This is a genomic window from Kitasatospora sp. NPDC101155, from assembly GCF_044768305.1.
In the GTDB taxonomy this organism is placed as follows: domain Bacteria; phylum Actinomycetota; class Actinomycetes; order Streptomycetales; family Streptomycetaceae; genus Kitasatospora.
Genome location: NZ_JBIWPN010000043.1, coordinates 23364 through 37841 on the forward strand (window position 1 = coordinate 23364; position 14478 = coordinate 37841).

Here is a 14478-nt window from a genome sequence, read left to right on the forward strand (position 1 = left end):
CCCACCGGGATTCCAGCACGATCGGACAGGAGAGATGGCACATATCATCGCGATGCACTCGCACCGAGGGGGTACCGGACGATCCACCCTCGCGGCCAACCTGGCCCGGCTGATGGCCGACGCCGGCCACCGGGTGGCGCTGGTGGACACCGACATCCAGTCACCCGCCGCTCACGTGCTGTTCGGCGGCACTGAGCCACCGGCCCGCACCCTGGCCGACTACCTGGTCGGCCGCTGCGAGGTCGAGGACGCGGCCCTCGCGCTGCCCGCGGCACCCGGGGGTTCGGAGTTGTACCTGGTCCCCGCCCGGGCGGAGACCTCCGGCATCCACGAGATCATCGCGCAGGGGTACGACGTCGGCCTGCTGCGTGAGGGCTTCGACCGGCTGATCGAGGCGCTGCGCCTGGACGTCCTGCTGCTCGACACGCACGCCGGCATCAACAACGAGACGGTGACCGCCGTGGCGAGCGCCGACACCCTGGCCGTGGTGACCAGGTCGTGCCGGCTCGACCTCAGCGGCGCCGGGGAGACGATCGAGTTCGCCGGCCAGCTCGGCTGCCCGCGCCGCGTACTGCTGGTGAACATGGTGCCGCCGGGCGTGCCGCGGGAACTGGCCGCGCAGCGGGCCGAGGCGGCGTACGGATCGCCCGCGGAGGCCGCCCTCCCGTACACGCCGGAGCTGGCCATGGCCGCCGGAGCGCGGCTGTTCGTCGACGCCCACCCCGATCACCCGCTGATGAAACGTTTCCGCATGATCATCCCTTCCCTGGTACGCCGGAGGTGACGGCAACGATGGAGACCCTGTCCGCGATCGCCCTGGTCGGAGGCCGGGGAGTGCGGGCGCGGCCGCTGACCCTGAACTCCCCGGACTACCTGCGCAGCAAGGCCGCGATGAGCCTGGCCGGCCGCAGCCTGATCGAGTGGGCGGTCGGCATCCTGCGGGCCCAGGGGGTCGACCACTTCTACGTCGCCGCCAACGGCGGGGAGAACCGCGCCCAGACCAAGGCCATCCTGGAGCACGGGGAACAGCTCGGCGTCTCCGTCCGCTACTCCCGAACCCGCTTCGACAGCGGCAACACCGGCTCCGGCGAGGCCACCCTGCGCTGCCTGGAGTACTGGGACCTCGCGGGCCTCGCGCTGGTCTTCCCCTCCGACTCGGTCTTCGACTTCGACCTCGCCGCCATGGCCCGCGCCCACCGGGCGCACGACGCCGTGATCACCCTCGCCACCGTGCTGCGCCCGGCCGCCGAGGCCGCGGGCAAGTACGGCGTGGTGCTGCGCGGCCCCGACGACCGGGTGACGGGCTTCCTGGAGAAGCCGGACCTGGCCACCCTGCGGGCGGCCGCTGCGCTCGACGGCGCCGGCCGGGTCGAGACGAACGCCGGGATGTACCTGGTCGACTGCGACCGGCTGCGGGTGATCGCCCGCGAGCCGGCCCTGGCCGCGCTCGCCCGCCGCAGCCTCGACTGGGGCGGTGACCTGCTGCCGTACCTGGCCGCGCGTGGCCACCGGATCGCCTCCCACCCCATCGCCAAGTTCGGCGACCTGGGCAGCCCCCGCGACTACCTCACCACCCTGCGCGAGGTCCTCCGCGACGAGTACCCGATGCTGAGCGACCGGATCGACCCGCCGGTGAGCACCCTGGCCGGCGCCCGGATCCACGAGAGCAGCCTGTACCTCAAGGACGAGACCACCGGCCGGACCCTCGCGGAGAAGGTCGCCGACGGCACCGTCCGGATCGGCCCGAACGTGCGGATCGGCCGGGACGTGGAGATCGGGCCCGGCGTCGTCCTCGCCGAGTCCGACATCGGAGACGGCGTGGACCTCGGCGAGGGCAGCTCGCTGTACGGCGTCGCCTGCGGCGACCACAGCATCGTCGGCCCGGGCGCCCGGATCTCCGACGCCTTCCTCGGCGCCATGGTCGACATCCGTTCCACCCTCGGGCGCCCCGTCGTCCTGGAGGAGTTCTGCGCCCTCGGCGACGAAGTGCGGGTCGGCGCCGGTACCTACCTGCGCGGAGTCAGCGTGTTCCCCCGGCTCGACATCGGGAGCGAGGCGCGGATACCCGCCGGGGCGAGCCTCTCCGGACTCAAGGACCTGCTGCACTGGCTGGGCGAGACGCCCCCGAACGGAAGGGCGGCATGATGCGCGTCGACCTCCTCACCCGCGAGTACCCGCCGTACGTCTACGGCGGAGCCGGCGTCCACGTTCAGCAACTCGCCCGGCAGCTGCGGCAGCTGGTGGACCTCAGGGTCCAGTGTTTCGACGGTCCCCGGCCCGCTCCGCACATCATGGGCCACCGGGCGCCCACCGACCTGGCGGGAGCCAACGGTGCCCTCCAAGCCCTCGGCACGGACCTCGCCATGGCCGCGGCCGCCGCCGGAGCCGACGTCGTGCACAGCCACACCTGGTACACCAATCTCGCCGGCCACCTCGCCAAACTGCTGTACGGCATCCCGCACGTGGTCACCGCGCACAGCCTGGAACCGCTGCGCCCCTGGAAGGCCGAACAGCTCGGCGCCGGCTACGCGCTCTCCTCGTTCTGCGAGCGCGTCGCACTCCTCGGCGCCGACCGGGTGATCGCCGTGTCCGACGCGATGCGCGAGGACGTCCTGCGCTGCTATCCGGAACTCGACCCCGACCGAGTCGTGGTGATCCACAACGGCGTCGACACCGACGAGTTCGCCCCCGACCCCGACACCGCCGAGCTGCGCCGCCTGGGCGTGCGCACCGACCGGCCCACCGTCGCCTGCGTCGCCCGCCTCACCTTGCAGAAGGGCCTGACCCATCTGCTGCGCGCCGCACCGCACCTGGCCCCCGGCACCCAACTGGTCCTGTGCGTCAGCGCCCCCGACACCCCGGAGATCGCCGGGCAGTTCGCCGCCGCGGTCCGCGAGGCGCGCGGGCTGGGCGCCGACGTGGTGTACGTCGAGGAGCCGCTGAGCCGCTCGGCCGCGCGCCAACTCCTCTCGTACGCCGACGTGTTCGCCTGCCCTTCGGTCTACGAGCCGCTGGGGATCGTCAACCTGGAGGCGATGGCCTGCGAGACCCCGGTGGTTGCCACCGCCGTGGGTGGCATCCCGGAGGTGGTCGCCGATGGGGAGACCGGCCTGCTGGTCCCACTCGGTGGTGACGGCGAACCCGCCGAGCCGGAGCTCTTCGCCAAGGAGTTCACGCTACGGATCAACGAGCTGCTGGCCGACCCGGACCGGGCCCGCCGGATGGGCCGGGCCGGACGCCGCCGGGCTGCCGAACACTTCTCCTGGGCGGCGATCGCCGGACAGGTCCACGACGTCTACCGATCAATGAGGGAAAGGCCGGAAGTCCGATGACCGTGGAGTCGATCCTGCCCGCGAAGGAGCTCCGCCCGCACCAACTCCCGTCCCCGGTCGGGCGGATCCCGATCACCGAAGTGCGGCCGTCGGTTGACCAGGGCCGCCGGCCCGCGAGGGCGGTGCCGGGCGAGCCGTTCGAGGTCTCCGCCACCGTCTTCCGCGAGGGCCACGAGGAGATCGGCGCCCAGGTGGTGCTCACTGACCCGGACGGCCTCGAACGCCCCGGGATCCCGATGGCCGAGAAGCTGCGCGGCACCGACCGCTGGACCGCCGAGGTCGTCCTCGACCAGCTGGGGGAGTGGACCTTTCGCGTGGAGGCCTGGAGCGACCCGCGGGCCACCTGGCGGCACGCGGCCGAGGTCAAGGTCCCGGCCGGTGTGGACGTCGAACTGACCCTGGAGGAGGGGGCCGCCCTGCTCGCCCGCGCCGCCCTCGGACCGCTCGCCGTCGGAACCTCCGCACAGACCGTACTGGCCTGGGCGGCGGCCGCCGTACGGGACACCGCCCGCCCCGCCGTGGAACGGCTGGCCGCCGCCCTCGCGCCCGATGTCACGGCCGCGGCCGGAGCCGGACCGCTGCGCGAACTTCTCACCGTCGGGCCGGAGTTCCCGGTGCGAGTGGAGCGCGAGCGGGCGCTCTACGGCTCCTGGTACGAGTTCTTCCCCCGTTCGGAGGGCGCCGTCCTCGACCCGGCCGGCGTACGGCCGCCCCGATCCGGCACCTTCCGCACCGCGGCGCGCCGGCTGCCCGCCGTCGCCGCAATGGGCTTCCACGTCGTCTACCTGCCGCCGATCCACCCCATCGGCACCACCCACCGCAAGGGCCCCGACAACAGCCTCACCGCCGGACCGCACGACCCCGGATCCCCATGGGCCATCGGATCGCCCGCCGGCGGGCACGACGCCCTGCACCCGGACCTCGGCACCGACCGGGACTTCCGGCACTTCGTGCGCACCGCCCGCCGCCTCGGTCTGGAGGTCGCCCTCGACTTCGCCCTGCAGTGCTCTCCCGACCATCCCTGGGTCCGCGAACACCCCGAATGGTTCCGCCACCGGGCCGACGGCAGCATCGCCCACGCCGAGAACCCGCCCAAGAAGTACCAGGACATCCACCCGATCGACTTCGACGCCGACCCGGACGGCATCCACGACGCCTGCCTACGGGTGCTCCGGCACTGGATGGACCGGGGTGTGCGGATCTTCCGGGTCGACAATCCGCACACCAAGCCGCTGGGCTTCTGGGAGCGGCTGCTCGCCGACGTCCACGCCACCGACCCGGACGTGCTCTTCCTTTCCGAGGCGTTCACCCGCCCGGCGATGCTGCACGCCCTGGCTCGGGTCGGCTTCCACCAGTCGTACACCTACTTCACCTGGCGCAACACCCGCGAGAAGATCGAGTCGTACCTCGGCGAACTGGCCGGGCTCGACGGAGAGGAGGCGGCCGACTACCTGCGGCCCAACCTCTTCGTCAACACCCCCGACATCCTCCCGGGTTACCTCCAGCACGGCGGACGCGCCGCCTTCGCGGTGCGGGCGGTGCTGGCCGCGACGGCCGGCCCCGCCTGGGGCGTCTACGCCGGCTACGAGCTGTGCGAGGCGGCCGCAGCCGTGCCCGGTGGCGAGGAGTACGCCCAGTCCGAGAAGTACCAGTACCGGCCGCGCGACTGGGACGGCGCCGATGGGCGCACGCTCGCCCCGCTGATCACGGCGCTCAACCAGATCAGGGAGCGGCACCCGGCCCTCCAGCACCTGCGCAACCTGCGCTTCCACTCATGCGACAACCGGCAGATCCTCACCTACTCCAAACGGCTCGGCGACGACGCCGTCCTGGTGGTGCTCAACCTGGACCCGCACCGCGCCCAACAGGGCACCCTCACCCTGGACCTCGCCGAACTCGGGCTGGAGCCGGGCACCGCCTTCGACGTCCACGACGAGCTCAGCGGAGCCGATTACCGCTGGGGCGATGAGAACCGCGTCCGGCTCGACCCACTCGCCGGCCAGGTCGCCCACGTCTTCACCATCCGATCCCTGACGAGGACTTCACGGTGACCCCGCGACTCGACCAGCTTCCGCCAACAATCGGGGAACTCGACCTCCACCTGATCGGCGAGGGTCGGCATGAGCGGCTCTGGCAGGTGCTGGGAGCCCACCCCCGCGCCGACGGCACCGACTTCGCCGTCTGGGCCCCCGGCGCCCGGGCGGTACGGGTGATCGGCGACTTCAACGGCTGGCACGGCGCCGGGACCGAGATGCTGCCGATGGGCTCCTCGGGCGTCTGGTGGCTGTCCGTGCCCGGGGCGCGCGAGGGCGACCTGTACAAGTACGAGGTCCTGGGCGCGGACGACAGCTGGCGGCAGAAGGCGGATCCGTTCGCCTTCGCCGCCGAGTGCCCGCCGGGGACAGCGTCCCGGATCCACACCTCCTGGCACCGCTGGACCGACGCCGCCTGGATGGCGGCCCGGTCGGCGCGTCCGGCGCGGACGAGCGTCTACGAGGTCCACCTCGGCTCCTGGCGGCCGGGCCTGACGTACCGCCAGCTCGCCGATGAACTGCCCGCCTACGTCAGCGACCTGGGCTTCACCCACGTCGAGTTCCTGCCCGTCGCCGAGCACCCCTTCGGCGGCTCGTGGGGGTACCAGGTCACCTCGTACTTCGCCCCGACCGCCCGGTTCGGCACCCCGGACGACTTCCGGCACCTGGTCGACGCCCTCCACCGAGCCGGCATCGGCGTGATCGTCGACTGGGTGCCCGCGCACTTCCCCAAGGACGACTGGGCGCTGGCCCGGTTCGACGGCACCCCCCTCTACGAGCACCCGGACCCGCGCCGGGGCGATCACCCCGACTGGGGCACCTTGGTCTTCGACTTCGGCCGCCCCGAGGTGCGAAACTTCCTGATCGCCAACGCCCTGTACTGGTGCGAGGAGTTCCATGTGGACGGCCTGCGGGTGGACGCGGTGGCCTCCATGCTCTACCTCGACTACTCGCGCGGCCACGGCCAGTGGACGCCCAACGCCCACGGCGGCCGCGAGAACCTGGAGGCGGTCACCTTCCTCAGGGAACTCAACACCACCCTCCACCGCCGCCTTCCCGGCGTGCTCACCGTCGCCGAGGAGTCCACCGCCTGGGAGGGCGTCACCCGGCCGGTCGAGGCCGGCGGGCTCGGTTTCGACCAGAAGTGGAACATGGGTTGGATGCACGACACCCTGGGCTACCTCCGCCAGGACCCGGTGCACCGGCGCCACCACCACACCGGCATGACCTTCCCGATGATGTACGCCCACGCGGAGAACTACCTGCTGCCCGTCAGCCACGACGAGGTCGTCCACGGCAAGGGCTCACTGCTCGCCAAGCCGCCCGGCGACCGGTGGCAGCGGTTCGCCTCCGTCCGTGCCTACCTGGCCTTCATGTGGGCCCACCCCGGCAGCCAACTCCTGTTCATGGGACAGGAGTTCGCCCAGCCGTCCGAGTGGTGGCACGACGGATCGCTGGACTGGCCGCTGCTCGACACACCCGAGCACCGGGGCATGCGCGACCTGGTCCGCGACCTCAACCGGCTCCAGCGCACCGTCCCCTCACTCTGGCAGCGCGACGGCGAACCCGGCGGATTCCGCTGGATCGACGCCGACGACGCGGACGAGAACGTGCTCTCCTTCATCCGCCACGACGCCGACGGCGAACCCCTGGTCTGCGTGTACAACTTCTCGCCGGTGGTCCGCGCCCAGTTCGCACTGGCCTTCCCCCGCGCCGGCGACTGGAGCGAGGTGCTCAACACCGACGCCGAGTGCTACGGGGGCAGCGGCGTCGGCAACCTCGGTGCGGTCACGGTCGAGGCACGGCCCCGGCAGGGCCTGCCGGCCCGTGCCGACGTCGTGCTGCCGCCGCTCGGCGCGCTCTGGCTGCGTCCGCAGGGCGGGGAGGCCGGGCGTGGCTGAGATCCTGCTCCTGGTCGTCGGCGCGACCCTGGTCTCCGCCGCCGCCCACCGTACCGGCGTCTCCCCACCGATCGCGGCGGTCGTCGCCGGACTGCTGATCTCGTTCGTCCCCGGTGTCCCCGACTACCACCTCGACCCGGACTTCGCGCTGATCGTCTTCGTGCCCCCGCTGGTGTACTCCGACGCGGTGGAGAGCTCCTACCTGAACCTGCGGGCCAACGCCCGCCCGATCGGCCTGCTCTCCGTCGGGCTCGTCCTGTTCACCACCGCGGTCGTCGGCGCCGCGGCGCACGCCGTCGTCCCCGGGATGCCGTGGGCGGACGCTTTCGTCCTGGGCGCGATCCTCGCCCCCACCGACGCGGTCGCCGCCGTCTCGATCGCCCGGCGGCTCGGACTGCCACGACGAATCGTCACCATCCTGGTGGCCGAGAGCATCGTCAACGACGCCACCGGCATGACCGTCTTTCGGCTCACCCTCGGGGTAGCCCTGGGCGGCACCACCACCTTCCTCGACGGTGCGGCGGAGTTCGCGTACACCTCGCTGGCAGGGTTCGCCGTCGGCCTGGCACTCGCGCTCCCGGTCCGCCGGCTACGAGGCTGGCTGGCTGACGCCGTCACGGAGAACGCCGTGATGCTGCTCGTACCCTTCGGCGCCTACGCGATCGCGGAGTCCCTCCACGCCTCCGGAGTGCTGGCCGTGCTCGCCGCCGGTCTGTACCTCGGGCACCACTTCGCCGGGGCCTCGCACGAGGCCAGGCTGCAGGAGAAGGCCACCTGGCGGCTGGCCACCTGCGTGCTGGAGGCGGTGTCCTTCGCATTGATCGGCCTGCAGCTGCGCCCGGTGCTCCGGGCCCTGCACACCACCGACCTGGCGGCGCTCGGTTGGTACGCGGCCGTGGTGTTCGCCGCCATGCTACTGGCCAGGACCGTCTGGGTCTTCCCCGCCACCTACCTGCCCCGCCGGCTGTCGGCGAGGCTGCGCGGGCGCGACCCGGCGCCCCCGTGGCAGCACCCCGCCGCGATCTGCTGGGCCGGCACCCGCGGCGTGGTCTCACTCGCTGCGGCCTTCGCCGTGCCGCCCGACCTGCCGGACCGGGACCTGGTGCTCTTCCTCGCCTTCTCGGCCGTGCTCGGCACCCTGCTGGTCCAGGGCGTCGGGTTCCCCGCAGTGGCGCGGCGGCTGCGCCTGCGGGACGAGGGCCAGGAGCGCCAGGACGACCTCGCCGAGGCCATGGCGCAGGAGGTAGCGGTCCGAGCGGCCTGGGCCCGGGTGGAGGAGAGGATCACCAGCGGTCACGAGGACGCGCCCGGCCACGTGCTCGACCGTCTGCGGGACCTGGCCGAGCACCGCTGTTCCACCGCCTGGGAGCGGATCCGGACGGGCGGCTCGGACGGCGCTTCGCCGCGGGCCGAGCCGCCCACCGCGGCGTACCGGCGGCTGCGAAGGGAGATGCTGGCCACCGAGCGCAGCGTCTTCGTCCGGCTCTGTCGCGAGGGTCGGATCCACGACGAGGTGCTGCGGAGGGTGATGCACGAGCTCGACCTGGAGGAGGCGGCGCTCTCGCGGACCTGACCGGAGAACCGGCCCGACCGGAAATTGTCCGTACGCTGTGCCAACAATTACCCGTGGGTACGGCTTTCCCGGTCGCGCCCGGTCGGCGCGCACCCGCATATGGAACTCGCTAAACCGCCGTCGAACAGTTCTGCCGGAGTCGCTTCTCTGCTCTAATGGGCGGTCGAGCTCAGCAGTGCAGATGGTTTTTCGGGAAGTCCGTCCGGATTGACGATTTCTCCCGCTCTGTCATGCCCGGAATGGCGAGCAATTCCGCCGGGCCGTGGTATTCACGCATTGCTTCGAGGAGGGATGGGTGTGGACGTCGGATTCGATGGCTTCGATCCGCAGGACCTTTCTCAGGATCAGGTGGACCGCATGTGCGGGCAGTTGCTCGCCTCGGTACCGCGCAGTGACCAGCGGCGATGGGGCGAGCTGTACGTCCGGGGGCTGCTGTCCGCGCAAGGGCGCAAGACCATGAAGGGCATCGCCGAGGCCGCCGACGCCGGCGCGATGCAGAGCCTCCAGCAGTTCATCACCACCTCCCCGTGGGAGTGGAAGCCGGTGCGCCAGTCCCTGGCCCGCTTCGTGGACCGGCAGCTCCAGCCGGTCGCCTGGATCGTCGAGCCGCTCGCCGTGCCCAAGGCGGGCCGGCACTCCGTCGGCGTCGAGCGCCAGTTCGTCCCCGGCCTCGGTCGGATGGCCAACTGTCAGCAGAGCGCCGGCGTCTGGCTGGCCTCCGAGGAGGCGAGTTGCCCGGTGGACTGGCAGCTCGCGTTGCCCGCCACCTGGGTCCCGGGCAGCGAGCAGCGGAGAAGAGCCGCCGTCCCCGATCACGTGAGATCCCAGACGCCGGTGCAGTGCGCCGTCGATTCGGTCGTCTCGATCGCCCGTGACTGGAGCCTGACGCCTCGTCCGGTGGTGATGACCGCGACCGGCGACGACCTCGTCGAGGTCCTCAGGGCGTTCGTGCCGCGCCGGATCCCCTTCGTCCTGAGTGTCGACGCCTCCCTGCAGGTGACCTCCGCCGACCCGAGGCTGCCCGCCGGTGACGGGCGGCGGCTGCCGACGGAGCACCTCCTGGCGTCCGTACGGGACCTGAGTACGGCGGTCGAGTGGCGGGACAGTCGGCACGCCAGGCGCAGGGTGGCCAAGGTGGTCGGGGTCCGGGTCGCGCTGCCGGCCGTCCACGACCGCGCCGTGGGCATGCCGCCGCTCTTCCTGATCGGTGCGTGGACCGACCCGAACCAGGTGCGGCCCGCGGAGCTCTGGCTCTCCAACATCGGCCACCTCTCCTCGTCGGCGCTCTTCCGGATCGCCAAGCTGACCAGGCGGGTCTCCCGCGACCTGCGGGACGTCTGCGACGGCGTCGGCATCCGCGACTTCGCCGGGCGCTCCTACCGCGGCTGGCACCACCACGCCACACTCGTCTCGATCGCGCACGCGATCTCCGTCCTGGCCGGGCTGCCCCGGCAACCGGGACGGCTGCTGTCACAGCGACGCCTGCCGCTGATCGGATCGCGGTGACCACGACGGCCCAGGACCGCGGCGAGCGGCTCCGTGGGATCGAGCTCTTCGCCGATCTGACCGGCCGCCAGCTGGAGTGGCTCGCCGACGTGACCGAGGAACGGGTGCTCGACGACGGAGAGACCCTCTTCCGCGACGGCGACGAGGCCACCCACTTCTACGTCCTGCTCGACGGCGAACTGCTCGTCACCAAGACGGTGGACGGCCGCGAGGAACTGCTCACCCGCCACCGCGCCCGCCCCGCCGCCGGGGAGCACGACGCCAAGCCCCCGGCCGCCCACCGGTTCACCGGGGAGCTCGCACTGCTGACCGACGGCGCCTACGTGGCCACCGTCACCGCGGCGGGCCGCACGGTCGTCGCCTGCTATCCCAAGCAGGTCTTCCTCGACATGCTGGTGCGCTGCCCCGGGGTGGCCCGGGTGCTGCTGCCCGTCCTGGCCTGGCGGATCGCCTCCTCGGAGGCCCAGGCCCGGGGAAGGGCGACGGTGACGGCCATGGGCACGCTCGCGGCCGGTCTGGCCCACGAGCTGAACAACCCGGCCGCGGCCGTGGCGCGCGCCGCCCAGGAGCTGGGCCCGGCCATCGACCGGCTCGCCGGTACGGCGCGGCGCTGGGGCGCCGCGGCCGTCGCCCGGGAGGCCGAGGCGCTCGACCGGCTCGCGGCGGAGATCGAGCGGGCACCGCTCACCGCCGAGTCCGATCCGGTCGCGTCGGCGGACCTGGAGGACGAGGTGCTCGACTGGGCCGAACGGCAGGGCGCCGCAAGGCCGATGGGCCTCGCCTGCGTGATGGCCGAACGCGGCCTGGGTACGGGCTGGCTGTCCCGCCGGTTGTACGGGCTGTGCCCGGGCGTTCTTCCGGTGGCCCTGGAGCAGCTGTCCGCCCTGCTGGAGGCCCGGGCGCTCACGGGGGAGTTGCGTACGGCGGGCCCGCGCATCTCCGCGCTGGTGGCTGCGGCCCGCGACTACGCCAACCTCGGCCGGGCCCCGGAGGGGCGGTTCTCCGTGGTCGCCGGCATCGAGGCCACCCTGACCATGCTGCGACCCAAGCTGGCCCGCGTGCGGGTCGTCCGCGAGTACGCGCCGGACCTCCCGGACGCGGTCGGCCACCCGACCGAGCTCAACCAGGTGTGGACCAACCTGATCGACAACGCGGTTGACGCCATGGACGGCACGGGGACGCTCACCGTCCGGACCGGCCTCCAGGGCACCTGTCTGACCGTCGAGATCGGGGACACCGGTGGCGGCATCCCCGCCGACGCGCTCACGAGGATCTTCGAGCCCTTCTACACCACCAAGGACGTCGGGAAGGGGACGGGCCTCGGCCTGCACCTCTCCTACCGCATCGTCACCCAGCGGCACCGCGGATCGCTCACCGCCCGCTCGGCTCCCGGCGACACCTGGTTCACCGTGCGAATTCCCGCACCGACCCGAAAGGATCTCGAATGAAGGAAATCACGACCACGGATGCGCGGGCGGTTTTCGAGAAGCAGCTCGCGGCGGTGGCCGCCGGCGATCTCGAATCGGTTGTCGCGCATTACACCGAGGACGCCGTGCTCGTCCGTTCCGACCGTAGTTTCACCGGCGCGGACGGAATTCGCGAGGCGTTCTCCGAGTACCTCGCCCTTGGGCCGAAGCTGATGGAAATGGTGGAGTACGCCGAGCACGGCGACACGATTTGCTACCGGGCGGTCATGGTGGTCGCTGGTGAAAGGAAGGACTCAGTCGGCACCATGGTGATGAAGGACGGCCGGATCTGGCGGCAGACGGCCTCGTTCCGTCCGGAGCCGCCGGCCAACGCGACACCGCTCGAAATCTACCGGGCCTGGAACGACTGTCTGTTGGCGGGCGACATCGAGGGGGCCACCCGTCTGATCGATCCCGCCCGGTGGACCGAGAAGTGCCTCGGACTGACCGGCTGGCTCACCGACTTCCAGGTTGCGCTCACGCACTACGCGCGGAACATGGTCGAGCCGTGGGAGGGACTGGAGATGTCCGAGGAGGAGGTGGTCGAGGGGCGGGACGCCGTCACCATCCGCTTCCGCGTGGAGGCCTCTCACATCGGCGAGTTCATGGGCGTTCCCGCTACCGGCCGGCGGGTCTCCTTCGACGCCATCCGTATCGTCCACGTCAGGGACGGCAAGGTCACGGGACAGTGGGCGCAGCTCGACCTCTGGGGTCTGCACCGGCAGCTGACGGACAGTCGGATGACCGCGGCCTGAAGCGAGGCCGTCAGAGTACCGTCAAAAGAACATTTCGGGCCCTGCGTGGCTGGTTCGATTGTGGGCATGGACTTCACCTGGTTGGCCGACCGGCTCGACGGCAGGCCGAGGGTGGTCGTGTCGACGACCAACACCGGCACGGGGCTCCGCCGCGAGCTGTGGGTCGCGCAGCTGTACGGCTACCGGCCGGTGGAACACCGACCGGCGGTCGCCGGATCCGGTTCCTGGACCGTGCTGGTCCTGGACCCGGACCCGGCGGCTCGGCACCGGGCCGAATGGATGCGCAACCCCGACCTGCGGCCGGAGGCCTCCTCCCCGGTCCTCTGGACGGACGGTCGGACGCCGTCCCTCTGGACACCACCGGGCTGGCCCCCCGGAGCCGGCCCGATCCCGCCGTCCGACGACCTGCTTCCCCTGGTCCCACTCGTCGATCGGGGGCCCAGGCGCCGCACCCTCTGGCTCGTCTGCGGCGTGATCGTGGCCTGGACGACCAACGTCGTGAGGTGGGCCTGGACCGGCACCCCCGGAGTGGCCGGGCTGGTGTTCTCGGGATTCCTGGGCGCCCTGGCGCTGTTGGGCTGCGCGGTCGCGGCCCGGTGGTCGCGCCGCCGGCCCTGGAAGGCAGAGGCGGACGTGCGGTGACCGGGAACGTGATGGAGCAGGTCGGTCGCGATCAAGGATGCGGAACGGCGGACCCGTGTACCTGAGGGACCCGAAGTCCAGGGTTGGGCGGTGGTGCGCCGCGCCGGTCCTGGCGTTCGCGGGTCTCGCCGTGATGCTGGCCGGTGCGGCCCTGACCACCGTCTGCGTGCTCACCATCGCCTACCCGCTCCGACTCGCCGGTCAGCCGGGCCTGTTGACCGTCACAGGCTGCCTCGCCGAAGGCACCGGCAAAGGGGCGCACACCACCTGCTACGGCCGGTTCACCTCCGACTCGGGCACGATCACGGCGCGTCCGGTCCCGTACGACGGCAGTCTGCGGGTCGGCGCCCGGCTGCCCGTGCAGTACGTCGAGTCCGAGGACGACTGTTATCGGGTCGGCGTCGCCTACACCGGTGTCCGGGTGCTCGGCATCTCGACCGGGCTGTTCGCCGCGGTCGCTGGCCCCATTGGCGTCGCGCAGGCCATCGAGATGGTCGCTCCACGGCGGGCGGCACGCTGGCGCGAGGGACGCCTGCTGCGGGCGCTGAGGCGAGCGGCCGTGGCCCTGTTCAAGGCCCTCGCCGTGATCGCGGTGGTCTCGGGGGTGATCAGCCTGGCGACCTACCTGCTGACGAACTGACCACCGACCCGTGGTGGGGGCAAGCCTCCGCGGGCTCCATCTCGGTCCACCGGCCGCCTGCCATATGCCGTATTCCAACCACCCCCTCAATCGGCCGGCACCCTGTCGGTCGGGCCAGAAATGACTGGAAGGATTCCCATGAACGACCACATCGTGGTAGCCGAGATCGGCCTGACCAAGAACCGTTACGGCGCCGAGATCAGGACCTCCGGGCCGATGTCGCGCGAGCAGGCGCGGGCGTTCGCGCTGGAGGCGGCTCGCGGCGGCCACCCGGACTTCGCGCCGGCCGCGAAGGACGCCCGGATCCTGCAGGTCGGCGCGGACCAATACCTGGTGGTCGAGGGCCACCGGCTGAGCCCTGACAGCCTGAACCGATTCACCGTCACCCAGGTCGTCGACCACAGCTGACCACCCCACGCAGGCGTGATCCGCCGGGCCTGGCCACGGCGCGGCGAAGTGGCTGTGGTCCTGCTCGCGGCGCCACCCCTCGGTGCACCTGGTTCTCGGAAACCCGCCTCCCGGGCGGATCCTCGCCGTAGGTTCGTTCCACGTGGCCTGCTCGCAGCGGAGGGAGAGGACGTGACCGCGACCTTGTCCGGCGGATCCCCAGCGGTCGCGGCCGCACGCGCC

At 71.9% G+C, this 14478-nt stretch carries 12 protein-coding genes; all 12 read left to right on the plus strand.

The features are described from left to right. Window positions 1-34: 34 nt before the first annotated feature. The 12 genes from ACIRYZ_RS36935 (at window position 35) to ACIRYZ_RS36990 (ending at window position 14256) form a co-directional block, all read left to right on the plus strand. Window positions 35-784, plus strand: a complete 750-nt coding sequence (locus tag ACIRYZ_RS36935; RefSeq protein ID WP_402952746.1) for a MinD/ParA family protein — start codon at window positions 35-37, stop codon at window positions 782-784. 8 nt (window positions 785-792) lie between these two features. Further along, entirely contained in the window at window positions 793-2145 is a 1353-nt protein-coding gene (locus ACIRYZ_RS36940; protein ID WP_402952747.1) for a sugar phosphate nucleotidyltransferase, read from the plus strand. Next, on the plus strand, window positions 2145-3332 hold the full coding sequence (gene glgA / locus ACIRYZ_RS36945) for a glycogen synthase (protein ID WP_402952800.1): 1188 nt from the start codon (window positions 2145-2147) through the stop codon (window positions 3330-3332). The genes ACIRYZ_RS36940 and glgA overlap by 1 nt, the downstream gene beginning before the upstream one ends. Beyond that, complete coding sequence (locus tag ACIRYZ_RS36950; protein WP_402952749.1) at window positions 3329-5383, plus strand: alpha-1,4-glucan--maltose-1-phosphate maltosyltransferase; 2055 nt, start codon at window positions 3329-3331, stop codon at window positions 5381-5383. Before glgA ends, ACIRYZ_RS36950 begins: the two co-directional genes overlap by 4 nt. Then, window positions 5380-7266, plus strand: a complete 1887-nt coding sequence (gene glgB / locus ACIRYZ_RS36955; RefSeq protein WP_402952750.1) for a 1,4-alpha-glucan branching protein GlgB — start codon at window positions 5380-5382, stop codon at window positions 7264-7266. The genes ACIRYZ_RS36950 and glgB overlap by 4 nt, the downstream gene beginning before the upstream one ends. Continuing rightward, window positions 7259-8839 (plus strand): Na+/H+ antiporter, encoded by a 1581-nt coding sequence (locus ACIRYZ_RS36960; RefSeq protein ID WP_402952752.1) that lies wholly within the window; start codon window positions 7259-7261, stop codon window positions 8837-8839. Before glgB ends, ACIRYZ_RS36960 begins: the two co-directional genes overlap by 8 nt. A gap of 297 nt (window positions 8840-9136) precedes the next feature. Beyond that, the gene (locus ACIRYZ_RS36965; protein WP_402952754.1) at window positions 9137-10345 is read left to right on the plus strand and encodes an IS701 family transposase; all 1209 of its coding nucleotides are present in this window, start codon (window positions 9137-9139) and stop codon (window positions 10343-10345) included. Beyond that, on the plus strand, window positions 10342-11793 hold the full coding sequence (locus tag ACIRYZ_RS36970) for an ATP-binding protein (protein ID WP_402952756.1): 1452 nt from the start codon (window positions 10342-10344) through the stop codon (window positions 11791-11793). Before ACIRYZ_RS36965 ends, ACIRYZ_RS36970 begins: the two co-directional genes overlap by 4 nt. Next, on the plus strand, window positions 11790-12566 hold the full coding sequence (locus tag ACIRYZ_RS36975) for a nuclear transport factor 2 family protein (protein WP_402952757.1): 777 nt from the start codon (window positions 11790-11792) through the stop codon (window positions 12564-12566). Before ACIRYZ_RS36970 ends, ACIRYZ_RS36975 begins: the two co-directional genes overlap by 4 nt. A 66-nt stretch (window positions 12567-12632) precedes the next feature. Further along, window positions 12633-13208 (plus strand): hypothetical protein, encoded by a 576-nt coding sequence (locus ACIRYZ_RS36980; protein WP_402952759.1) that lies wholly within the window; start codon window positions 12633-12635, stop codon window positions 13206-13208. A 55-nt stretch (window positions 13209-13263) separates the two neighbouring features. Further along, on the plus strand, window positions 13264-13848 hold the full coding sequence (locus tag ACIRYZ_RS36985) for a hypothetical protein (RefSeq protein ID WP_402952761.1): 585 nt from the start codon (window positions 13264-13266) through the stop codon (window positions 13846-13848). Between the two features lie 138 nt (window positions 13849-13986). Next, window positions 13987-14256, plus strand: a complete 270-nt coding sequence (locus tag ACIRYZ_RS36990) for a hypothetical protein (protein ID WP_402952763.1) — start codon at window positions 13987-13989, stop codon at window positions 14254-14256. Window positions 14257-14478: the final 222 nt, after the last annotated feature.